This window comes from Vreelandella janggokensis, assembly GCF_031451615.1.
GTDB classification, from domain to species: Bacteria; Pseudomonadota; Gammaproteobacteria; order Pseudomonadales; family Halomonadaceae; genus Vreelandella; species Vreelandella janggokensis.
Genome location: NZ_JARWAJ010000001.1, coordinates 118,370 through 139,526 on the forward strand (window position 1 = coordinate 118,370; position 21,157 = coordinate 139,526).

The window sequence follows — 21,157 nt, forward strand, 5'->3', positions numbered from 1 at the left end:
GCATTAGAAACGTGGCAGTTCAGGATGCGGTAATTCGTTGTTATGGACGTGCATCGCGCCGAACTCGGCGCAGCGCGCCAGAGTAGGAATATTTTTGCCCGGATTGAGCAACCGCAGCGGGTCAAACGCCGCTTTCAAGGCATGAAAAACGGTCAGCTCGTCGGGCTGGAACTGGCTGCACATCTGGTTGATCTTTTCCCGGCCTACGCCATGCTCGCCGGTGATCGACCCGCCAGCGGCCACGCACAATTCCAGTATCTTGCCGCCGACATCTTCCGCCAGCGCCAGTTCGCCCTCCTTGTTGGCATCGAACAGAATCAGCGGGTGCATATTGCCGTCGCCGGCGTGAAACACATTGGCCACCAGCAGGCCGCTTTCTTCGGACAGCGCGGCAATGCCCTTGAGCACCCTTGGCAATTCTCGTCGCGGAATAGTGCCATCCATGCAGTAGTAATCCGGCGACATCCGGCCAACCGCCGGGAAGGCATTCTTGCGGCCCGCCCAGAACTTGGCGCGTTCGGCCTCATCGCGGGCCTGCTGAATGTCGGTGGCCCCGGCGTCGATAAGCACGCGGCGAACGGTGTCGCAGTCGTCGTCCACATCGGCTTCCACGCCGTCGAGTTCGCACAGCAGAATGGCTTCGGCATCCAGCGGGTAGCCCGCCTTGACGAAATCCTCGGCAGCCTTGATGGCCAACTTGTCCATCATTTCCAGGCCGCCGGGAATAATGCCTGCGGCGATGATATCGCCTACTGCGCGACCTGCTTTCTCGACGTCGTCGAAGCTGGCCATCAGGACCTTGGCGGTTTCCGGCTTGGGCAATAGCTTGACGGTGATTTCGGTGACGACCCCGAGCATGCCTTCAGAACCGTTCATCAGCGCGAGCAGGTCAAAGCCTGGCGCATCGAGCGCCTCGGCGCCCAGTGTCATGCGTTCACCTTCGATGGTCAGTATGTCGACGCGCATCACGTTGTGCACCGTCAGGCCGTATTTCAGGCAATGCACGCCGCCAGCGTTCTCGGCCACATTGCCGCCAATCGAGCAGGCGATCTGTGACGACGGGTCGGGGGCGTAGTAAAGCCCATAGGGGGCGGCGGCTTCGGAGATCGCCAGGTTGCGTACGCCGGGTTGCACCCTTGCAAGGCGCGCTTCGGGGTCGACCTTGAGAATCTGATTGAAGCGGGACATGACCAGCAGCACGCCGCGTTCCAGAGGCAGCGCGCCCCCGGAAAGCCCGGTGCCCGCGCCGCGCGTGACCACCGGCACGCCGAGAGCGTGGCAGCGTTTGAGCAACCCTTCCACTTCTTCAAGGGTCCCGGGTAGCGCCACCAGCATCGGCAAAATCCGGTAAGCCGCCAGGCCATCGCACTCAAACGGTCGAAGATCCTCTTCGCGGTGGAGTAAGGTAAGCGAAGGCACTGCCTGCTGCAGGTCGGTCAACACCTCGGTTTTATCGCGGCGAACCAGTTCGCCATCGAGGCGCTCATCAAAGAGGATGTTCATGATAGCTCCTGAAGATGAGGAGAGCGTGGGAAGTCCGTGGCTCTATGTTATGGAAAAGATTTCCATAAATCCATCCTGATGATGGTGGAAAGCTTTTGCATAATGTCGCCGAGGTTTCCCCCGGCGACGTCATGGGGTTGAGGATTACGACCCGACAAGCGGGTCGGTAACACCCAGTACATAAAAGGCAATCAAGCCGATCAAGCCTGTGGCGGCCAGGTAATAGATCGTCGGCAGGATCGTCTTACGAATGGTAGCCCCTTCGCGGCCTAATAGCCCAACCGTTGCCGACGCAGCGACCACGTTGTGAATCGCAATCATGTTACCGGCGGCTGCCCCAACGGCTTGCAGTGCCACCATCATGGCGGTGGACAGGCCAAGGGTTTCCGCGACACTGAACTGAAACTCGGCCAGCATCAGATTGGACACGGTGTTCGAACCGGCAATAAAGGCGCCCATGGCACCCACAGCTGGTGCGAAGAACGGATAGATATCACCCACGCCGCTGGCAACGGCCTGCGCCATCATCACCGGCATGGACGCGATATCAGCACCGTTAACCCCTGAGTTGATCAAGATTCGTACCATCGGCACGGTAAAAATCAGTACGAAGCCCGCGCCAAAAATGGTTTTGGTGGATTCAGATAGTGCCGCGCTCATCTTGCGGGCATTCATCTGGTGAATAAAGAAGGTGACGGCCACCACTGCCAGAATGATGCCGCCCGGCAGGTAGAGCGGCTGAATACTGCCGCTGATACCTTCCTCGCCGAGGATATTCGACCAGCTCAGGCTCAACGAGGTCAGTGCCGCTTGCAGCGGCTCAATGGTGCGCGACGCCACCAGGAAGACAGCCAGCAGCACATAAGGCACCCAGCCCTTGAAGGTCGACATCGGTGCCTGCCCGACAACGTCTTCAAGCTTGATCTGCAGGTTGCCGATCCACTCGTCGGGCCATGAGGTCGACTCGGGGAAGTCCCAGGTGTCCTTGGGCAGCAGAAAGCCTTTGCGTGCTGCCGGTACGACGATTGCGAGACCCACCATCGCACCGATCATGGACGGAAACTCTGGCCCCAGGAACACGCCCACCAGCATATACGGAACGACGAATGAAATACCCGTAAAGATGGCGAAGGGCACAATCGACAGGCCTTCTTTCCACGACCTGTTGGCACCGAAGAAACGCACCATGATCGTGACCAGAATCAGCGGCATCAGGATGCCGACAATACCGTGGGTGACCGCCACACCGCTGGTTACCTGCTGGAAGAAGATATCCCAGGTTGACCCCACGGATTCCAGTTCAGAGGTGATGCCTGCACGGTCAAGACCACTGCCCACGCCGACGACGATCGGGGTGCCCACGGCGCCAAAGGAGACGGGCGTGGACTGGATCATCATGCCGACCACAACTGCCGCCAGCGCCGGGAATCCCAGCGCGACCATCAGCGGTGCGGCTACAGCGGCGGGGGTGCCAAAGCCGGACGCCCCTTCAATAAAGCAGCCAAACAGCCAGGCAACGATCAGCGCCTGGACGCGGCGGTCGGGGCTGATACCCGAAAAGCCGTTACGAATAGCAGTGATACCGCCCGAGTGCTTGAGCGTATTGAGAAGCAGGATCGCGCCGAAAATAATCCACAACAGCCCTGCCGTTTGGATCAGCCCCTGGATCGTCGAAGCAACTATCCGTGACAAAGACATGTCCCAGGCGGTCAGGCCGATAATGGCCGCCGCCAGGAAGACGATGGGCATGGCGATCTTGGCGGGTATTTTAAAGCCAATGAGCAATATTCCCGCTAACAACAGCGGTGTGAATGCCAGAAGGGCAAGAAATGATTCATTCATGGGAAGAACTCGACTCCTTGTTATTAACCGTTGTGCTCCACAATAATGACGCGCCGTATTTAAGGCATTAGATGTCAGAACGAAAGATACGGCGCTACCGATACGATGACTACTGGTGGAAAATTGGTATGACCAATAACGATCAGTCCTGATGTCATGTTGTAATCTTGTTGTTGTTCGTTAAGTAGCTGTTTATATTATTTTTTATGGAGAATTGTTAAGAAGATATCGAGCGCTACTCATTAGACTAATAGACAGTAGGGTTAGCCTGTCGAGGGTCAGTACTGCACCGCTAATCGCAGGCGCTTGCGTCGTGGAAGACTTGCGGCCATGGTTAGTGGGTTAAGGTGTCCTACCATTATGACCAACAGCAACAAGGAGACGATGACGGTGGCAATCAAACTCTATGATCTGTGTGGTCGCGACGAGCGACTACGTTTTTCGCCCTTCTGCTGGCGAGTGCGCATGGCGCTGGCCCATAAAGGCCTCTCATTTACCACCCAGCCCTGGCGGTTTCTCGAAAAAGACGCTATCGCGTTTGCCAATCACGACAAGGTGCCGGTACTGGTGGATGGTGAGCAAGTGGTGACCGACAGTTTTGATATCATGCGCTACCTTGACGATACCTACCCCCAGGCGCCGCTTTTTGGCGAAGGGGCCAGCTATCAGCGGGCGCGGTTCTTCAAGCATTATGTTGAACGTAGCGTGACGCCCGCACTGTTCAAGATAGTCGCGCTCGACTTGCTGGCGGTGATCCATCCCGACGACCGCGACTATTTCCGTGAGACCCGCGAGGCGCGTTTTGGCTGCACGTTGGAATCGCTTCACCAGCCCGAGAAGGGGCGGGCGCAACTCAAGCAGGCGCTTGCGCCGGTCTACGCTCAACTGAATGACGCCGACTTTATCGATGGCGACTCGCCCGCGGGGGCTGATTACCTGTTATTTGGCAGCATGATGTGGGCATATACCGTATCGAATGAGTCGCTGGTTGATGCAGAAGACGTTGTGGATCAATGGTTTAAGCGCATGCTGGCTGTTCACGATGGCATTGCCGGCAAGGCTGCCACGGTGCGGGATATCGCCTAGTCGAAAATTTATGTTGCACTGCACAAAATCGACTGCTAACGTGTGGTGTAGCAGAGGCGCTGACCTTACTGATATTCCCTTTCCAAGGCGCGCCTATGTCGTTACTCACTTTAAGGAGTTAGCGCGATGAATAAAGCCGCCGAAAAAGCCAGCCAGCAAGTCGAGTCCATCTTTGTATCGCCGATGCGTTCTTACACGCTGACAGCGCTGGACTACTATGATCAGATCGTTAGCGCACAGCTTGACGCTGTTCGTGCCTACTCGGATCTGAGCATTGCCCAGGCTCGCACCTGGCTGGACGTGAAAGATGCCGACAGCTTCAAGAAGGCAATGGAAAGCCAGCAGAAAGCTACCAGCGACCTGATGGAGCGCATGAAGGGGGATGGCGAAAAAGTCACTTCCATCAGCCAGAGCTTCATCAAAGACAGCCAGAAAATGGCCGAAGATACCACCAAGAAAGCGGTAGAGACGGCCAAGCAGTAAGCCTGGTCACTATCGTTTAATCGCCTTGGTTAATGACTGCGCTCTTTTTAGAGCGCAGTTTTTTTGCTGGGTGCTGTATACAAGCGGTTGGTAGGCCGCCAAACCTATTGCTGTTGTTCCGCGGCCCGTGCGCGAAGACGTAGCCTAGCGATGCGGATGATCTGTTCGATGGCGGTTTTGCGCTCTGTCATTGCGTCGTTCTCGAGGCGCTTGGCGAATGCCTCCAAAATGGCGAACCGGTCCAGCCCTTTCACGGCGATCACAAAAGGAAAACCGAATCTTTCCTTGTAGTCGGCGTTAAGCTGCTCGAAGCGGGCAAACTCTTCAGGCGTGCATTGGTCAAGCCCGGCCCCTGCCTGTTCACTGGTAGAGTGCTGGGTCAATCTGCCTGCCATTGCGGCTTTGCCAGCGAGGTCGGGGTGCGCCTGAATAACGCGTATCTGTTTTTCGCTGCTCGCCTGCTGGAGTTGAAGGCCCATCGCGTCAGCCAGGGCATCCGGGTGGTCATGTGCCGAGGTCAAGCCGGTTTCCCAGGCTGCCTGAGCGACCCAGGGAGAGTGCTCGTAGATATCGCCGTAATGCTCGATAAAGGCGTCAAGGGATAGCTCACTCGGGCAGGGTTGAAGGCATAAGTCGGCGGCGGGTGAGGGCATGGGGCGCTCCGGGCTAAGCTGAGTGTGTGATGGCTCAATGTATACAATAAAACAAGCTAACGGTACTCTAAAGCCATCGATACGCGACGCTGAACCCGCGATACACAAAAGCAATAAGGAGCCACCATGGGATATCTGACGACTCACGTGCTGGATACCGCACTCGGCTGCCCCGGCCAGGGCATTGCCATCGATATACTGCGGCTAAACGGCAGCGAGCGGCAGCATCTGCACACCGTGATCACCAACCAGGATGGCCGTTGTGATACACCGCTTCTCGAAGGCGATGCTTTTACACCCGGCGAGTACGAGCTGTGCTTCCATGCCGGCGACTACCTACGCGCCAAGAGCGTCGACGCCGCTGAACCGCGCTTCCTGGATGTCATTCCCATCCGCTTCGGCGTGGCGGATGCCGAGCAGCACTATCACGTACCGCTATTGCTCTCGCCCTATGGGTACTCGACCTATCGTGGCAGCTGATGGCGGAGGCCAGTGATGCAAACGTATTTGATAGACGCGGTTAACCTGCTGCTGCGGTGGCTGCATGTAATTGCGGCCATCGCCTGGATCGGTGAGTCCATCTATTTCGTGATGCTGGATAACAGCCTGCGTACGCCAAAGGCCGAAGCTGACCGCCAGAAGGGGATTTTTGGCGAGATGTGGGCCGTCCATGGCGGCGGCTTCTATCATAACCAGAAGTACACCACGGCCCCCGGCAAACTGCCTAACGACCTGCACTGGTCGTTCTGGAAAGCCTACACTACCTGGCTTTCCGGCTTTGCCCTGTTCGTCATCCTCTACATGGTCAACCCTGGCTTCTACCTGATAAACCCGGATAGCCCGTGGCAGTGGGCGGCCAACATGTCAGGCTGGCAGGCCAACCTGCTGGCGTTACTGTTCCTGCTCGGCGGCTGGGTGGTTTACAACCAGCTGTGCAAACGCATCAGCCCCACCATGCAGCGCGACGGCCTGTTGAGTATCGCTGTGGCGGTCATGATGGTGGTGGTTGCCTATTTAAGCACCCAGCTGTTTGGCGGGCGGGCAGCCTTCCTGCTCACCGGGGCCGTGATGGCCACCGCCATGTCCGCGAATGTGTTCTTCTGGATTATCCCCGGCCAGCGGCGCATGGTGAAGGCCATGAAAGCAGGCGATGCGCCCAACCCTCTGGATGGCAAGCGCGGCAAGCAGCGCTCAGTGCATAACACCTACTTCACCTTGCCCGTGGTACTGCTGATGGTCAGCAATCACTACTCGTTTCTTTACTCCCACGAACTGGCCTGGGTAGCGATGTCGCTGCTGATCTTTGCAGGCGCCGTTATCCGCCAGTTTTTTGTGCTACTGCACGCGGGCAAGCGGCAGTGGGGCTACCCGGCGGCTGGCGTGGTGCTGGTCATCCTGGCGTTTTGGGTAGCGGCACCGGATTCGCAAACCGCTGACCCATCAGACCGCGACACCCAGGCCAGCGATGTCGGCGACAATCAGATAGCGGGGCTGATCGAGGAGCACTGCGTGCAGTGCCACGCAAGCAATCCTGAACATGCCGGTTTCTCCGCGCCACCGGCCGACTATGCGTTCGACGACTGGGACGACATCCTGGCCCACAAAGCGGTCATACAGCAGGTGGTCGAGAGTCGCTACATGCCGTTAGGTAACATGACCGAGATGAGCGATGAAGAACGCGATACCATCGCCGCCTGGGACGAATGATCAATGAGGAGAGTCGATGAGTGATGCGCAGGCGGTTAAGCGATCGGCGTCGAAAGCGGAAGGCGATGAACGCCACGAGGCGATTTATCGCGCGGTGAGCGACGCGATTGTTGAACAGCGGCTTAAGCCCGGCGCACGGCTGCGTGAAGATGCCTTGGCCGATGTGTTCGGCATCAGCCGCACCGGGATCCGCAAGATATTGCAGCGCCTGGCGCTGGAGCAACTGGTGACCCTGACGCCGCGCCGTGGGGCCAGCGTTACCCGGCCCACCGCCGACGAAGCCAAGGATGTGTTTGATGCGCGCCAGTTGATCGAATGCGGGTTAATGCCCGACGTGGCGCGGCGCATGGGCGACAAAGAAGCAGCGGAACTACGCGACATGGCCAAGCGCGAGCGCCAGGCGTTGCGCAACGGCGAGCAGAGCGTGGCGATACGCCTGTCGGCGGATTTTCACGTTCGCATAGCGCAGCTTTCCGGCAATGCGACACTGGCAGCCTTCGTGGAAAGCCTGTGTTCACGTTCATCGCTGATCTTGGCCGTCTATGGCCATCCCGGCCACTTAGGTTGTGAATCCCACGACCACGACGACCTGGTCGGCTATCTGGAAACCGGCAATGGCGAGCGCGCAAGCGCGTTTATGAGCCGTCATCTGAAAGCTATTGAAGCCTCGCTCTCGATGGTCGAAGAGGAAGAGAACGTGCCCGATTTGCAGCAGATTTTTGGGGGTTAAGGAGGCTTGCACTTAATTGGTATTGCAATACCAGCCCGACAGAAAAATATGCGCTGTAGATTGAAAAAAGCTCATTACACTGGGCTTCAATACCGCGAAATGAATTGCCATGTGAGGCTACTAACGGGCTTCATAATGACCGGTTTAGACCGACATATAAAAAACGCCATCGGCGTTGAACCGATGGCGTTTAGAATCATTAGCCGCTAGCACCGGCTAATTCATTTCAGCTTGTCTTCTGCTCAGCAAGAGTAGGGTCTACCTTAAACTGCCGCATCAAACCGTAGTAGAAAAGCCCGCCGAGGCCCGCGCCCATTAACCAGCCGTAGCCATTCAGGCTTGCCAGCGCCGGTACCAGCACAGTGGAAATCGAGAACAGTGCTGCCACGCCAAAGGCGATCAGTGCACGGGTATTCCAGCCGTTGGTGTAATAGTAGGCACCGTTGGCGTCGGAGGAAAACAGCTCCTGCATATTCAAATGCTGGCGCTTGATCAGGTAGTAGTCGACCACGATGATGCCGTAGAAAGGGGCCACGATGGCCCCCACCGCATTCACAAACCCAGGTACGCCAATCTGGCTGATGACCGAGACCCACAGCGCGCCAACAAAAAACGCGATGATCGCCGTGATCAGGCCACCCAGTTTAAAGCTCACCTTGCTGGGGAAGAGGTTGGCGAGATCGTAGGCGGGCGGAATAAAGTTCGCCACCAGGTTGATGCCCACGGTGGCGGCGAAGAAGGTCAGGGCGGCCACGATCGTCAACGCCAGATTATCCACACGTTCGACAATGTCGGAAGGGTTGGTCAACGCCTCGCCAAACAAGACCAGCGTGCCCGCCGTGATGATCAGCGCGATAAACGAGAAGAACGCGACGTTAAGCGGCAAGCCCAGCAGGTTGCCCAGCTTCATCTGGCGTTCGGTTTTCACAAAGCGGGTAAAGTCGCCGAAGTTGATCACCACTGCCGCGAAGTAGGCCACCATGGTGCCCACAATGGCCATGAAGGCACTAACTGGATGCGTGGTGGTATCGGCTTCGCCGCCGCTGAAAATCGTGTCAATCGCAGGCAATAATTCGCTGCCAGCCTTGACCCATACGATGACCATGAGCGCGATCATGACCAGGTAAACCAGCGGCCCTGCCCAGTTGAGGAAGTGCTTGATACGCTCGATGCCCGCCCAGAAGATCGCGATCTGGAACAGCCAGACGATGATGAACGATATCCACGCTAAGCTGGATAATCCCAGGAAAGTGGCGCCGTCACCGCCACCGAACAGCGCTGCCAGCAGCAGCGTCATGGCGGTCGAGGCAAAGTAGGTCTGCACGCCGTACCAGAAAATCCCCACAATCGCCCGCAGCATCGCGGGCAGGTTGGCCCCACGCACGCCCATGCTGGCGCGTACCATCACCGGAAAGGGAATGCCGTACTTGACGCTGGGCTTGCCGGTCAGGTTGACCAGAAACATCACGATCACGCCCGCCAGGATGATGGCGGCCATGACGGCCCAGCCATTGAGGCCGTAAGTCAAAAATAGCGAAGCGGCCAGGGTATAGCCAAAAAGGCTCTGGATGTCGTTGGACCAGACGTTGAATATCTCGAACGCTCCCCAGTTGCGGTCCTGGGGTTTCAGTGGCGCGAGGTCCTCGTTATACAGCGTGGGATCGATATGCTTGATATCCAGATCGCCGACGTCGTTACGCTTGTTCATGGCATTAGCTCTTGTAGTGGCGAGTGGATTTACGAGTTAAAACGCTGGCAGGCGGGCCAGTGCTTCATCAACAGGAAGTAGGTCAGCCCGGCGGGAATCAGGCTGGCGTACCAGGAAACGGCTGAGAACAGCAGCGCCGCCACAATGCCCACGGCGGTGGCGATCAAGGCCGCCGCATTAACACCCCGGTATGGGCCGCTGGCGTCGTAAAGCTTGTCCAGATCCAGCGTGCGACGACGAATCACGTAATAATCCACCACCAGAATGGCGAAGATCGGGCCGAGAAAGGCTGAGTAGGTTTGCACGAAAAGCTGCAACCCTTCTGCCGATCCCGGCTGCACCAGCTTCCAGGGAAAGGTCGCGAACGCCAGCAGTCCGACGATCACGGTGGCCACGGGGAACTTGAGCTTAAAGATATCCATCAGGACGTAGGTGGGCGGAACGACGTTATTCAGAACGTTGGTCGTTACCTGCGCAAAGGCGATGAACAGTAGCGTGGTCATCAGCAGCGGGGTGTTATCCACGGCGTTGGCGAAGACCTGGATGGGGTCGGCGGTGCCGGTGGCTTCCGAGACCATAAAACCAATCAGGCCCATGAACAGCGTGCAGGGCAGAATCGACATGGCATACAGCGTGGTCAGCAGGCCCGGCCCTGAGCCGGTTTTATGCTCCCGGGAGTAGTCGCTGACGTTGAGCATCATGGTGCTGTAGATGCCCAGAAACAGCATGGTTGCGCCCCAGAACGGCATGCCCCAGGAACCTTCCATGGTCAGCAGGTTTGCCGACAGTTCATCGCCGTAGCGCTGAATGGTAGCTACAAACATGTAGACCAGTGACAGGAGAATAAACCCGCTACCCAGATTTTCCAGCCACTTGATGCCCTGAAAACCGGTAACCGAAAGAGCGATTTGCAGCAGTTGGAAGGTAATGAAGTAGAACACCAGATTATCAAAGCCAAACAGCGTCGCTGACACCATGTTCAGCGCACCGGCGCCGATCCAGCTTTGAAACCCGTACCACACGATCGCCGGTACCGCGCGAACCAGCCCTGGCAGCCGGGTGCCCGCAAAGCCAAAGGCGCTGCGGGCCTGGACCATGAAGGGAATGCCGTATTTATAGCCAGCGGCGCCGTTGAGCGCCAAGGCAATGCCAATCACAAAGCAGCCAATGGCGATCGCCAGCGTCGCCTGAATCAGGTTGAGCGTGCCGACCACACTCGAACCCATGGCAAAGGTGCCAATGGACACGCAGCCGCCAAACCAGGCAAGAAAATAAGAGGCGCGCCCCATTATTCGCGTACTTTGTGGCGCGAGCGATTCGTCGCCTATGCTTTTCTGGCCGTCGCTGGGTGTAACGGTCGCTGGGTCGTCCGACGTCAGACCCGATGGTGATGCACTCATGGTGTGAACCTCGCAAGATGGCTGTTATTGACCCACAGCGGTGCTGGGGATGCTTGCGGCTGGCGTGTGTTTTTGATGCGGTCATTGTTATTGGCTGGCATCGTGATGGTGTCTTTTGGGTTAGCCTCCGGGCGGCAGTGTCAGGTTTGAAAAATCGGCAAACTGACCGGTAAACGGTTTGGGCCGCGGGTAAGCCAGGTCGCCGTGCTTGCTGGTAAAGAGCCCCAGCCCCACCAAGGATTCGGCAAGCTTGAGCCCAGCGCTGACACCCTCGACAACGGGCAGGCCTACCTCACGGCTAATTTCCTGGGTGAGGTTGGCCATGCCGCCGCAGCCCAGCACAATAGCGCCAATACCATCGTCGTCGCGGGCTCGGCAGCATTCTTGCACAATGCGCTGGTAGGCGACTTCGGGGTGGTGTTCAAGGTCCAGAACCGGGATTTCGGCGGCGCGAATGCGTCGGCAGTGCTGTCGAAAGCCGTACTGTTCCAGCAGGTGTTCGGCAATGATGCCGGTGCGGCCAAGCGTGGTGACAATCGAAAACCGCGTGCTGATCAGCGTCGCCATGTGAAAGGCGGCTTCGGCAATGCCCACCACCGGGGCGCGGGTCAGCTCACGGGCAGCGAGCAACCCAGGGTCACCGAAACAGGCCACGACATAGGCATCGATGTTGCCTTCCTGCTCGCCCTTGATGACTTCCTGTGCGACGCCGACGGCGCTGATTGCCTCATCGAAATGGCTTTCAATCGACACTGGGCCAGCTTCCGGCTGACAGGCACTGACCTGCGTGCCTGCGGCGGCATAGTCGTTGGCGGCACGATAAATCGAGGCGGTCATTGAGGCCGTGGTATTGGGGTTGATAAGGCGTATATGGGCCACCCGATTCTCCTCTTGGTCGCAATACGTTCGTTTCAGGTAAACAATTTATCTTTTCTTGTATACAAAATAGGGCGATTTTTCGTCCACCGCAAGTGCGAGACTGCGTCAAATGTCAAGTTGTTAGTTGACCAATTGATCAACTTTTGCGCTGTTCGCTGCTTTATTGGTAGTGAAACATCCCCTGTCTCAACCTATTCGCTTTGTCGTGCGTTGCGGTTAAGGTTTGATCAGGCTATTTTGTATACAAGCTAATAATGCGTTGCGAATGATCATGTTATGTCGACGCATGCCAGGATTCATCTAAGGAGCCGTCTATGACACAGCGCCATTACCCCCGCGACTTGATCGGTTACGGACGCACCCCGCCCCATGCCAACTGGCCCGGCAACGCTAAAATAGCGGTGCAGTTCGTGCTTAACTACGAGGAGGGTGGCGAGAACTGCGTGCTGCATGGCGACTCAGGTTCCGAGCAGTTCCTGTCAGAAATCATCGGCGCACCGTCCTATCCAGACCGCCATCTGAGCATGGAGTCGATTTATGAATACGGCTCCCGCGCCGGGGTGTGGCGCATTCTGCGCGAGTTCGAGAAGCGTGATTTGCCGCTGACGGTGTTTGGCGTGGCCATGGCGCTGGAGCGCAACCCCGAGGCCGCCCTGGCCTTCAAGGAGTTGGGCCATGAAATTGCCTGCCACGGCTATCGCTGGATTCACTATCAGGAAGTCCCCGAACATATCGAGCGCGAACACCTGCAAAACGCCATGGAGATTTTCCAGCGGCTGTACGGCGAGAAACCGCTGGGCTGGTACACCGGGCGCGACAGCCCCAATACCCGTCGACTGGTGTTGGACGAGGGCGGTTTCCTTTACGATAGCGACTATTACGGCGACGACCTGCCGTTCTGGACCCAGGTAACCGATAGCCAGGGCAGCGATCACAACCATTTGATCGTGCCCTACACGCTGGACAGCAACGACATGCGCTTTGCCGCGCCGCAAGGTTTTAATACCGCGGATCACTTCTTTACCTACCTGCGCGATGCGTTCGATGTGCTCTACGCGGAAGGGGAGGAGGCGCCCAAGATGCTTTCGGTGGGCATGCATTGCCGTTTATTGGGGCGTCCAGGGCGTTTTCGTGCCCTGCAGCGCTTTTTGGATTACATCGAAACCCACGACCGCGTTTGGGTGACCCGGCGGGTCGATATCGCCCGCCATTGGGCGGAGCACCACCCGCCATCAACGCGTTAATCAAGCAGCTAAAAGGATATTATGACGCCGCATATCGGACAGCGGATTACCGCCCAGTTTGACGCGCTAAGTGCCCAGGAACAGCGCGTGGCGAGCTTTATCCTCGATCACTTTGATGATCTTGCGGTATACAGCGCTGCCGATTTGGCGCGCTTGACCGGGGTCTCCAAATCGACTGTCAGCCGACTGTTCAAGCGATTGGGGTTCGAAAGCTATCGCTCGGTTAAAGACCACGCCCGTCAACTGCGCAACCTGGGGGTGCCCTTGGTGATCGATGCCAACGCCATGCAGGATGAGGCGGGCGCGCCGTTCCAGCGTCACTTGCAGCGCGAGCAGGATAATCTGCAGCGCTGCCTGAATGGCATCGCGGCGGATCAATTTACCGCGCTGGTAGAGCGCCTGGCTAGCGCACGTCATGTGGTCGTGATCGGGTTTCGTAACAGCTATCCCTTGGCGCTGCATTTTCGCCAGCAGTTGATTCAGGCGCGCTCCCAGGTGCGTGTGGTACCCCAGCCCAACCAATCGTTGGCTGAAGAGATTGTCGATCTCAACGAGCAGGATGTGGTGGTACTGTTTGGTTTTCGCCGCCGCCCGGCAGCATTTGCCGCGCTGGTGAATGCCCTCGAGCACTCGCCAGCCGAGGTGGCGCTGATCGCCGACCCTACCGCGGTAAATTTTGTCTCCCAGGTCGACTGGCTGATGGAAGCGCCGCTGGAAAGTCTCTCGGCGTTTGATAGCTACGCCACCGCCAATAGCCTGATCTGCCTGCTGGCCAACGGCGTATTGCACCGGCGCCTTGGTGAAGGTCGAAAGCGGATCAGTGCGATCAGCGATAGTTACGCTGACCTCAGCGAACTGGAATCACCCATCATGAGTGTTGATTGGAACGCCCAGTAGACTTCCACCCTGTCGTAGTGCATATCGTTCTTTTGTTGGTTTGAAACTGCACCAACACCATGCACACCTCCTTCCTTTCTGGCGCAGCGACCGCTGCACCATCGCCCGTGGTTTCAATAAAGTGCTGTTATAAATGCGGTTAGCGACTTCTGGCATCGCCATTGCTTTTATGCGAGTAGGTGAAACGAAAGTTTCTTGTATCTGCTGTATGAAACAAAGCTTTCATTAGCCTTACATGAATTGCCGCTTCGGCTTATTACATACAAAGCATTCCTTAATAAAACGCGTCCCTGCCAGGAGAGTCCTATGAAATTGTTATCGCAGCGTTTCAGCCACGCCTTTAATGGCCGCTTCAAGCGGTTGCAGTCCGGTCTTTTAGCAACGGGCTTGAGTGCCGCTGTTGCCCTGGGGGCTGTCGCGACAAGCCCAGACGTTCAGGCGGATGCCCTTGAGGACATCGAATCCCGAGGCACCGTTCGCATTGCCGTGCCGCAGGATTTTCCGCCGTTCGGCTCGGTGGGTACCGACCTGGAACCCCGTGGCTACGACATTGATATGGCCAACTACCTCGCCGACGAGATGGGCGTGGAGCTTGAATTGATTACCGTGACGAGCGCCAACCGGATTCCCTATTTGCAGACCGGCCAGGCGGATCTGGTGATTTCCAGCCTGGGTAAGAACCCTGAGCGCGAAGCGGCGATTGATTTTTCAGACGCCTATGCGCCGTTCTTTTTGGGTGTGTTCAGCGCCGATGAAGATGAAAGCGTGGAGAGTCCGGAAGGCTTGGCCGATAAAACCATCGGTGTAACCCGTGGTGCCGTGGAAGATATGGAGCTTTCCGAGATTGCACCAGACTCCACCACGGTGCAGCGCTTTGAAGATAACGCCACCACCATTTCTGCGTTTCTTTCCGGGCAGGTCGATTATGTTGCCACCGGTAACGTGGTAGCGGCCGAGATCGCCGAGCGTAATAGCGACCGGGCGCCCTCGCTGGTGTATCAGTTGAAAGATTCGCCCTGCTACGTGGGCATGAATAAAAATGAGCCTGCGCTGATGAAAGAGGTTAACCGCCTGATCGCCCAGGCGCTTGAAGACGGTACCTTGAACGAGATGTCCCAGCGCTGGTTCAGTGCCGACCTGCCTGAAAACTTCGGTAGCTGAGGTTCATCATGGGGCCAACACTCGATTTCCTTACCCTGTTGCCCTACGTCAGTGAGCTTCTGAAAGGCCTTACCACCACGGTCATCCTGACCGTGGTGACCACCTTGACGGGGCTTGCGCTGGCGGTGGCCGTGGCTTATCTACGCGCGAATGCGCAGCCATGGGTGCGTTGGGGGCTCGGCGGTTACGTCGAATTGACCCGTAACACTCCCTTTATCGTGCAACTGTTTTTTATCTTTTTTGGGCTACCAGGGCTCGGCATCAAAATCGATGCCATTACCGCGGCCTTTATCGCCATGACGCTCAACCTGGCTGCCTACAGCGCCGAGATACTCCGTGCCGGTATCGGTGCGACGGCGAAAGGGCAACTGGAGGCCGGGCGGGCGTTGGGCATGACCACATTGCAAAACTATCGCCATGTCGTGCTGGTGCCTGCTTTTGCGCGGGTTTACCCCGCACTTATCAGCCAGTCGATTATCGTCATGCTGGGGTCGGCGGTGGTGTCACAGATTTCGGTGTTTGATCTGACCTACGCGGCCAACTTTATCCAGTCGCGAAATTTTCGCAGCTTTGAAGTCTACCTGCTGATCACGCTGGTTTATCTGCTTCTCGCCTTTGGTATGCGGCGCAGCTTTATGCTGGTGGGCAAACGCCTATTCGCCTATCAGCAAGGAGAGCAACGATGATCGAGTTCACCTTCTGGGACATTCTGCGCAACCTGTTGATGGCGGCGCGCTGGACGGTAGTGCTGTCGCTGATTGCCTTTGTGGGTGGGGCGACGGTAGGGCTGCTGTTGACCTTTATGCGCCTTTCCAGCAACCGCTGGCTGCAGCGTTTAACGTCACTCTACGTTGATCTTTTCCAGGGCACGCCGCTGCTGATGCAGCTGTTCTTGATCTTCTTTGGTGCCGCTGCCATGGGCCACCAGATTTCACCCTGGGTAGCAGCCTCCATTGCGCTCACGCTATTCACTAGCGCCTTTCTGACTGACATCTGGCGGGGGTGCCTGGAGGCGGTGGCCAAAGGGCAGTGGCATGCATCGCAGGTGCTGGGGATGAATTATTTCCAGACCATGCGTCATGTGATTCTGCCCCAGGCGCTGCGGCTTTCGGTTCCGCCCACGGTGGGGTTCTCGGTGCAGGTCATCAAAGGCACGGCACTGGCGTCCATCATTGGTTTTGTCGAGCTGACCAAGGCCGGCACCATGCTCAACAACGCCACCTTTGAGCCCTTCACCATTTTTGCCCTTGTGGCCCTTCTTTACTTCGCGCTGTGCTACCCGCTTTCGTGCTATGCGCGCTATCTGGAGAAAAAGCTCTATGACGCTGGTCTGCGTTGATAACGTTCATAAAGCCTTTGGCGACTTGGAAGTGCTTAAAGGTATTAATCTTTCGGTCGCACAGGGCGAAGTCGTCGCCATTATTGGCCGCAGCGGCTCGGGTAAAAGCACCCTGTTGCGCTGTTTGAATCAGCTTGAAAAGCACGACAGCGGCAAGATTACCATCGCCGACAAGCAACTGGATGCGGCTTCCATGTCGCCCAGGGAACTGAGTGAAAACGTCGGTATGGTATTTCAAAGCTTCAACCTGTTTCCCCATAAAACCGTGGGTGAAAACGTTTGCCTGGCGCCCATAGTGGTACGCGGCGAAGGGAAGGGGGAAGTCGAGAAAATCGCCCATGAAGTGCTTGAGAAAGTCGGCCTCTCGGATAAATACGATGCTTACCCGGCGCAGCTTTCCGGCGGACAGCAGCAACGAGTGGCCATTGCTCGGGCGCTCGCCATGCGCCCTAAAGTGATGCTCTGCGATGAGGTGACCTCGGCGCTTGACCCAGAGTTGGTGGGGGAAGTGCTGCGCGTCCTGGAAACGCTGGCGGCCGAAGGCATGACACTGATTCTGGTGACTCACGAAATGGGCTTTGCCCGGGACGTGGCTGACCGCGTCGTGTTTATGCATCAGGGGCGGATCCATGAAGAAGGCGGCCCCAGTGAGTTGTTCGCTAATCCGCAAACGGCCGAATTGCGACAATTCATTTCGGCGGTCCTCTAGCGTAATATCGTATACAAGGACGCATACACAAGAATGCTGCGCTGGATGGCGCAGTCTACGACATCACGCTAGCTGATGAGGATATAAAATGCCTGCAATTCCTTCGCCCACTTATGGCGTCTCCACTTACTACGCCCCCACCGGCGGGCACCCGCCGCAAACGCAGATCACCGCCGACCGGGCGGTATTTACCGAGGCTTATGCGCTGATTCCCAAAGGCGTCATGCGCGATATCGTCACCAGTAACCTGCCGTTCTGGGAAGGCACCCGGCTGTGGGTGCTGGCGCGCCCACTGTCAGGATTTGCCGAGACGTTCTCCCAATACATCATGGAAGTGCAGCCGGAAGGCGGCAGCGATAAGCCGGAGTTGGACCCTCAGGCCGAGGGTGTGCTGTTTGTTGTCGACGGCGAGTTAACCCTGACGTTGGCAGGCGAGCGCCACACCATGCGTCCCGGTGGCTATGCATTTATCCCGCCGGGCAGCCATTGGCAGGTGCGCAATGAAAGCCTTGAGGCAGTGCGCTTTCATTGGGTGCGTAAGGCGTATGAGTTTGTCGAAGGACTGGAGGTGCCCAAGGCGTTTGTCACCAACGAGCAGGATATAGGTCCCATCGAAATGCCGGGTACCGAAGGTCGCTGGGCGACCACGCGCTTTGTCGACCCGGCGGATGTTCGCCACGATATGCATGTCAATATCGTGACCTTTCAGCCGGGCGGCGTAATCCCCTTCGATGAAACCCATGTCATGGAACATGGCCTTTATGTGCTGGAGGGCAAGGCTGTTTATCACTTGAATCAAAACTGGGTGGAAGTCGAAGCCGGGGATTTCATGTGGCTGCGTGCCTTCTGCCCTCAGGCCTGCTATGCCGCTGGCCCGGGGCCGTTCCGGTATTTGTTGTATAAAGATGTTAATCGCCATGCTTCTCTAAAACTGTCATCTCGTTAAGGAGCCGCCATGTTGCAGCTAAAAGCCGAGCCGCTAACGGCAGGGGCCTTTGCTCCATTTGGCGATGTGATTGATGCGCGTACATCGACGTCGTTTCCCATTAATGCCGGGCGTACCCAGCGCCACCATGATCTGGCCAAGGTGGAGACCCTGGGTGAAAACGCCCGCACGCTGATTAATATCTTTGTCAGCCAGCCGGTCACCCTGCCGCTGGAACTCACGTTTCTGGAGCGCCATCCTCAGGGCAGCCAGGCGTTTATGCCGCTGCATGAAGAGCGGTTTATTGTGGTGGTTGCTCCCCCCGGCGAGCACATTGAAGACGCCAGCGTGCGGGCTTTTGTGACCGATGGTCGCCAGGGCGTCAATTATCGCGCGGGCACCTGGCACGCCATTCAATCGGTGCTGGACCGAGAAGGCGAGTTTTTAGTAGTAGACCGGGGCGGTGATGGCAACAACTGCGACGAATACCCTCTTTCGTTGCGGATTCACCTCGCCGATTAACTTGAGGTGTTGCATAGCGGTCATGTTTCGCGCGTTATACTGTTAGGCTAGTGATCATCAACGTTTAGCGCCTGGGAGCTTTATGAACGCACTGCACCATTCCTCTATCCGCCGCACCAAGATTGTCGCCACCCTGGGGCCTGCCAGTGACCGCGAGGGCGTGCTTGACGCCATGCTCGCGGCGGGTGTCGATGTGGTGCGGCTGAATTTTTCCCACGGTAGCGCCGACGATCATCGTCGCCGACTTCAAGAGGTACGTGAGGCCGCCGCCAAACTGGGCAAAAGTGTGGCCGCGTTAGGCGACCTCCAGGGCCCGAAAATCCGTGTTGCCCGCTTTAAAGAGGGCGCGGTGACGCTGCAGGAAAGCCAGCCGTTTATTCTCGATATGGCGATGGACGGTGACGCAGGCGACAGCACACGGGTCGGCTGCGACTACAAGACGCTTGCCGACGACGTCGTGGCGGGGGATCGCTTGCTGCTCGATGATGGCCGCGTGGTGCTGGATGTCACCGGCGTCGAAGGCTCGCAGATTCATACTCAGGTCGTGGTGGGCGGCAAGCTGTCCAACAATAAGGGCATTAACAAGCAGGGCGGTGGACTTTCAGCCCCAGCGCTCACTGAGAAAGACAAGGAAGACCTTAAAACCGCCGTCGAGATCGGCGTCGATTACCTGGCAATTTCCTTTCCACGCTCGGCCGAGGACATGCTTGAGGCGCGTCGCCTCTTGGGTGAGGAAGGGAAAGATATCGGCCTGGTGGCCAAGGTGGAGCGCGCCGAGGCGGTAGCCGATGACGCTACCTTGGATGGCATTATCGAAGCCTCCGAGGCGGTGATGGTCGCGCGTGGCGACCTGGGCGTCGAGATTGGCGATGCCCAGCTTGTAGGCGTTCAAAAGCGCATGATCAAGCGAGCGCGGACACTCAACCGTGCCGTGATCACGGCAACACAAATGATGGAGAGCATGATCGCGTCGCCGTTACCAACGCGTGCCGAGGTGTTCGACGTGGCCAACGCCGTGCTGGACGGCAGCGACGCAGTGATGCTGTCCGCTGAAACCGCCGCGGGTGATTATCCCGTCGAGACCGTCGATGCCATGGCACGGGTATGTCTGGGAGCCGAGCGCGAAAAAACCGCCCAAGAGTCTGGTCACCGCATCCACGAAGGCTTTACCCGCCCGGACGAAACCATTGCGCTGTCCGCCATGTACGCAGCCAACCACATGGAAGGCGTCAAGGCGATTGCGTGTATGACCTCGTCGGGCTATACCCCACTGATCGCCTCGCGGATCCGCTCGGGGCTGCCGATTGTTGGCCTGGCACATAACCCCATCGCCCAGCGCCGCATGGCGCTCTACCGTGGCGTGGTATCACTGCCGTTTGATACCTCTGAAATGACCGCCACTGAGCTTAATGACCGCGCGCTTGAGTTGTTGGTCAAGCAGGGGGTCGCCAAGCCTGGCGATTACGTGATTCTGACCCGCGGTGATCATATGAATGCTCATGGCGGTACCAACACCATGAAGGTCATGGCGATTACCGAGCAGCACCTTCCTCCAAAGGCGGGCTAGGTGATGCGTGGCCTATACCGGCATGGGCTGTTGTTGGCCTGGCTGCTGCTTACCGCCATGCCCGTGTCGGCGGGGACGGCAACAGTGGCGGCGGCGTCTTCCCTGCAGTTCGCGCTGACCGAAGCCGCCGAGCGCTTCGAGCACGACACCGGGCACACGCTGCGGCTGAACTTTGGCTCTTCGGGCAATTTTCGACGCCAGATTGCCCAGGGTGCGCCCTTTGAGCTTTTTCTTTCTGCAGATGAGCGCTACGTAGAGGCGCTACATGACGAAGGTCATACTCGTGATGAGGGGGTGATTTACGCCCATGGGCGTCTGGTGTGGCTGCAGCGGCCAGGGCAGGCAAAGTCGTTTGGCGATGCCCCCATGGCGGGCGTAGAGCAGGCACTGGCGCGCCATGCGAAGGGTGAGCGCCCCCGTATCGCGCTTGCCAATCCTGAGCACGCACCGTATGGCGTGGCCGCGCAGCAAGCACTGACGCATGCAGGGCTTTGGGATCAAACCGAACCGCTGAGGGTGCTGGGAGAAAACGTTTCCCAGGCGGCGCAATTCGCGCTTTCTGATGATGCCCAAGGCGGCCTGGTGGCCTATTCGCTGGCACTGGCGCCGCCGTTAGTCGATCGAAGTGAGTACATACTCATTCCTGAAGGCTGGCACGATCCGCTGCGCCACCGCATGGTGCTCACCTGCAAAGCGGGCGATACCGCCCAGGCGTTTTATACCTGGCTCCAGCAGGAAGAAGGGCGGGCGATCTTTCAACACTATGGGTTTAGTACAGATTGATGGATTGGTCGGCGCTTTC

21 protein-coding genes are annotated in these 21,157 nt (G+C 57.7%); 15 read left to right on the forward strand and 6 right to left on the reverse strand.

Annotated features, from left to right (window positions below; all coding sequences use genetic code 11):
* Positions 1-3: 3 nt before the first annotated feature.
* On the reverse strand, positions 4-1,503 hold the full coding sequence (glcD, locus tag QC816_RS00570; RefSeq protein WP_085917110.1) for a glycolate oxidase subunit GlcD: 1,500 nt from the start codon (positions 1,501-1,503) through the stop codon (positions 4-6).
* A 144-nt stretch (positions 1,504-1,647) separates the two neighbouring features.
* Entirely contained in the window at positions 1,648-3,345 is a 1,698-nt protein-coding gene (locus QC816_RS00575; RefSeq protein ID WP_309780551.1) for an L-lactate permease, read from the reverse strand.
* Between the two features lie 390 nt (positions 3,346-3,735).
* On the opposite strand from QC816_RS00575, the gene QC816_RS00580 reads away from it, so the two are divergent.
* Together QC816_RS00580 and QC816_RS00585 are read left to right on the forward strand one after the other, a co-directional pair.
* Complete coding sequence (locus tag QC816_RS00580) at positions 3,736-4,431, forward strand: glutathione S-transferase family protein (protein WP_199285505.1); 696 nt, start codon at positions 3,736-3,738, stop codon at positions 4,429-4,431.
* 126 nt (positions 4,432-4,557) lie between these two features.
* Positions 4,558-4,914, forward strand: a complete 357-nt coding sequence (locus tag QC816_RS00585; RefSeq protein ID WP_085917112.1) for a phasin family protein — start codon at positions 4,558-4,560, stop codon at positions 4,912-4,914.
* Positions 4,915-5,018: 104 nt separating this feature from the next.
* Here the strand turns inward: QC816_RS00585 and uraD are convergent, their stop codons facing one another.
* On the reverse strand, positions 5,019-5,567 hold the full coding sequence (gene uraD / locus QC816_RS00590) for a 2-oxo-4-hydroxy-4-carboxy-5-ureidoimidazoline decarboxylase (protein WP_309780552.1): 549 nt from the start codon (positions 5,565-5,567) through the stop codon (positions 5,019-5,021).
* A 126-nt stretch (positions 5,568-5,693) separates the two neighbouring features.
* On the opposite strand from uraD, the gene uraH reads away from it, so the two are divergent.
* The 3 genes from uraH to QC816_RS00605 are packed head-to-tail and all read left to right on the forward strand — an operon-like array spanning position 5,694 to position 8,004.
* A complete protein-coding gene (gene uraH / locus QC816_RS00595) occupies positions 5,694-6,047 on the forward strand; it encodes a hydroxyisourate hydrolase (RefSeq protein ID WP_199283955.1) in 354 nt (117 codons plus the stop codon).
* Positions 6,048-6,062: 15 nt separating this feature from the next.
* Positions 6,063-7,274 (forward strand): urate hydroxylase PuuD, encoded by a 1,212-nt coding sequence (locus QC816_RS00600; protein ID WP_309780553.1) that lies wholly within the window; start codon positions 6,063-6,065, stop codon positions 7,272-7,274.
* 16 nt (positions 7,275-7,290) lie between these two features.
* Positions 7,291-8,004: a GntR family transcriptional regulator gene (locus QC816_RS00605; protein WP_085917116.1), complete on the forward strand. Its 714-nt coding sequence runs from the start codon at positions 7,291-7,293 to the stop codon at positions 8,002-8,004.
* Positions 8,005-8,230: 226 nt separating this feature from the next.
* On the opposite strand, the gene QC816_RS00610 is transcribed toward QC816_RS00605, so the two are convergent.
* From QC816_RS00610 to QC816_RS00620, 3 genes are all read right to left on the reverse strand, one after another.
* On the reverse strand, positions 8,231-9,712 hold the full coding sequence (locus QC816_RS00610) for an NCS1 family nucleobase:cation symporter-1 (protein WP_309780554.1): 1,482 nt from the start codon (positions 9,710-9,712) through the stop codon (positions 8,231-8,233).
* 29 nt (positions 9,713-9,741) lie between these two features.
* Positions 9,742-11,112: an NCS1 family transporter gene (locus QC816_RS00615; protein ID WP_085917118.1), complete on the reverse strand. Its 1,371-nt coding sequence runs from the start codon at positions 11,110-11,112 to the stop codon at positions 9,742-9,744.
* Positions 11,113-11,232: 120 nt separating this feature from the next.
* Positions 11,233-11,991 (reverse strand): aspartate/glutamate racemase family protein, encoded by a 759-nt coding sequence (locus tag QC816_RS00620; protein ID WP_309780555.1) that lies wholly within the window; start codon positions 11,989-11,991, stop codon positions 11,233-11,235.
* 314 nt (positions 11,992-12,305) lie between these two features.
* On the opposite strand from QC816_RS00620, the gene puuE reads away from it, so the two are divergent.
* From puuE to modA, 10 genes are all read left to right on the forward strand, one after another.
* Positions 12,306-13,235: an allantoinase PuuE gene (gene puuE / locus QC816_RS00625; protein WP_199283951.1), complete on the forward strand. Its 930-nt coding sequence runs from the start codon at positions 12,306-12,308 to the stop codon at positions 13,233-13,235.
* Between the two features lie 21 nt (positions 13,236-13,256).
* The gene (locus QC816_RS00630; protein ID WP_199283950.1) at positions 13,257-14,132 is read left to right on the forward strand and encodes a MurR/RpiR family transcriptional regulator; all 876 of its coding nucleotides are present in this window, start codon (positions 13,257-13,259) and stop codon (positions 14,130-14,132) included.
* Positions 14,133-14,438: 306 nt separating this feature from the next.
* Positions 14,439-15,293: a transporter substrate-binding domain-containing protein gene (locus tag QC816_RS00635; RefSeq protein WP_309780556.1), complete on the forward strand. Its 855-nt coding sequence runs from the start codon at positions 14,439-14,441 to the stop codon at positions 15,291-15,293.
* Between the two features lie 8 nt (positions 15,294-15,301).
* Positions 15,302-15,979 carry an amino acid ABC transporter permease gene (locus tag QC816_RS00640; RefSeq protein WP_264823618.1) on the forward strand — a complete coding sequence of 226 codons (678 nt, stop codon included), beginning with the start codon at positions 15,302-15,304 and terminating at the stop codon, positions 15,977-15,979.
* Positions 15,976-16,632, forward strand: a complete 657-nt coding sequence (locus QC816_RS00645; RefSeq protein WP_199283947.1) for an amino acid ABC transporter permease — start codon at positions 15,976-15,978, stop codon at positions 16,630-16,632. The genes QC816_RS00640 and QC816_RS00645 overlap by 4 nt, the downstream gene beginning before the upstream one ends.
* On the forward strand, positions 16,613-17,341 hold the full coding sequence (locus QC816_RS00650; protein WP_309780557.1) for an amino acid ABC transporter ATP-binding protein: 729 nt from the start codon (positions 16,613-16,615) through the stop codon (positions 17,339-17,341). Before QC816_RS00645 ends, QC816_RS00650 begins: the two co-directional genes overlap by 20 nt.
* A gap of 88 nt (positions 17,342-17,429) precedes the next feature.
* On the forward strand, positions 17,430-18,287 hold the full coding sequence (locus QC816_RS00655) for a bifunctional allantoicase/(S)-ureidoglycine aminohydrolase (RefSeq protein ID WP_309780558.1): 858 nt from the start codon (positions 17,430-17,432) through the stop codon (positions 18,285-18,287).
* A gap of 9 nt (positions 18,288-18,296) precedes the next feature.
* Complete coding sequence (locus QC816_RS00660) at positions 18,297-18,788, forward strand: ureidoglycolate lyase (RefSeq protein ID WP_085917125.1); 492 nt, start codon at positions 18,297-18,299, stop codon at positions 18,786-18,788.
* Between the two features lie 82 nt (positions 18,789-18,870).
* Positions 18,871-20,355: a pyruvate kinase gene (pyk, locus tag QC816_RS00665; protein WP_264823617.1), complete on the forward strand. Its 1,485-nt coding sequence runs from the start codon at positions 18,871-18,873 to the stop codon at positions 20,353-20,355.
* 3 nt (positions 20,356-20,358) lie between these two features.
* On the forward strand, positions 20,359-21,138 hold the full coding sequence (gene modA, locus QC816_RS00670; RefSeq protein ID WP_309781415.1) for a molybdate ABC transporter substrate-binding protein: 780 nt from the start codon (positions 20,359-20,361) through the stop codon (positions 21,136-21,138).
* Positions 21,139-21,157 lie beyond the last annotated feature (19 nt).

Bases quoted from the DNA above. Each gene is read 5' to 3' on its own strand.
- glcD (WP_085917110.1), bottom strand. From the start codon at position 1,503: ATGAACATCCTCTTTGATGAGCGCCTCGATGGCGAACTGGTTCGCCGC.
- QC816_RS00575 (WP_309780551.1), bottom strand. From the start codon at position 3,345: ATGAATGAATCATTTCTTGCCCTTCTGGCATTCACACCGCTGTTGTTA.
- QC816_RS00585 (WP_085917112.1), top strand. From the start codon at position 4,558: ATGAATAAAGCCGCCGAAAAAGCCAGCCAGCAAGTCGAGTCCATCTTT.
- uraD (WP_309780552.1), bottom strand. From the start codon at position 5,567: ATGCCCTCACCCGCCGCCGACTTATGCCTTCAACCCTGCCCGAGTGAG.
- uraH (WP_199283955.1), top strand. From the start codon at position 5,694: ATGGGATATCTGACGACTCACGTGCTGGATACCGCACTCGGCTGCCCC.
- QC816_RS00600 (WP_309780553.1), top strand. From the start codon at position 6,063: ATGCAAACGTATTTGATAGACGCGGTTAACCTGCTGCTGCGGTGGCTG.
- QC816_RS00605 (WP_085917116.1), top strand. From the start codon at position 7,291: ATGAGTGATGCGCAGGCGGTTAAGCGATCGGCGTCGAAAGCGGAAGGC.
- QC816_RS00610 (WP_309780554.1), bottom strand. From the start codon at position 9,712: ATGAACAAGCGTAACGACGTCGGCGATCTGGATATCAAGCATATCGAT.
- QC816_RS00615 (WP_085917118.1), bottom strand. From the start codon at position 11,112: ATGAGTGCATCACCATCGGGTCTGACGTCGGACGACCCAGCGACCGTT.
- puuE (WP_199283951.1), top strand. From the start codon at position 12,306: ATGACACAGCGCCATTACCCCCGCGACTTGATCGGTTACGGACGCACC.
- QC816_RS00630 (WP_199283950.1), top strand. From the start codon at position 13,257: ATGACGCCGCATATCGGACAGCGGATTACCGCCCAGTTTGACGCGCTA.
- QC816_RS00635 (WP_309780556.1), top strand. From the start codon at position 14,439: ATGAAATTGTTATCGCAGCGTTTCAGCCACGCCTTTAATGGCCGCTTC.
- QC816_RS00640 (WP_264823618.1), top strand. From the start codon at position 15,302: ATGGGGCCAACACTCGATTTCCTTACCCTGTTGCCCTACGTCAGTGAG.
- QC816_RS00645 (WP_199283947.1), top strand. From the start codon at position 15,976: ATGATCGAGTTCACCTTCTGGGACATTCTGCGCAACCTGTTGATGGCG.
- QC816_RS00650 (WP_309780557.1), top strand. From the start codon at position 16,613: ATGACGCTGGTCTGCGTTGATAACGTTCATAAAGCCTTTGGCGACTTG.
- QC816_RS00655 (WP_309780558.1), top strand. From the start codon at position 17,430: ATGCCTGCAATTCCTTCGCCCACTTATGGCGTCTCCACTTACTACGCC.
- QC816_RS00660 (WP_085917125.1), top strand. From the start codon at position 18,297: ATGTTGCAGCTAAAAGCCGAGCCGCTAACGGCAGGGGCCTTTGCTCCA.
- pyk (WP_264823617.1), top strand. From the start codon at position 18,871: ATGAACGCACTGCACCATTCCTCTATCCGCCGCACCAAGATTGTCGCC.
- modA (WP_309781415.1), top strand. From the start codon at position 20,359: ATGCGTGGCCTATACCGGCATGGGCTGTTGTTGGCCTGGCTGCTGCTT.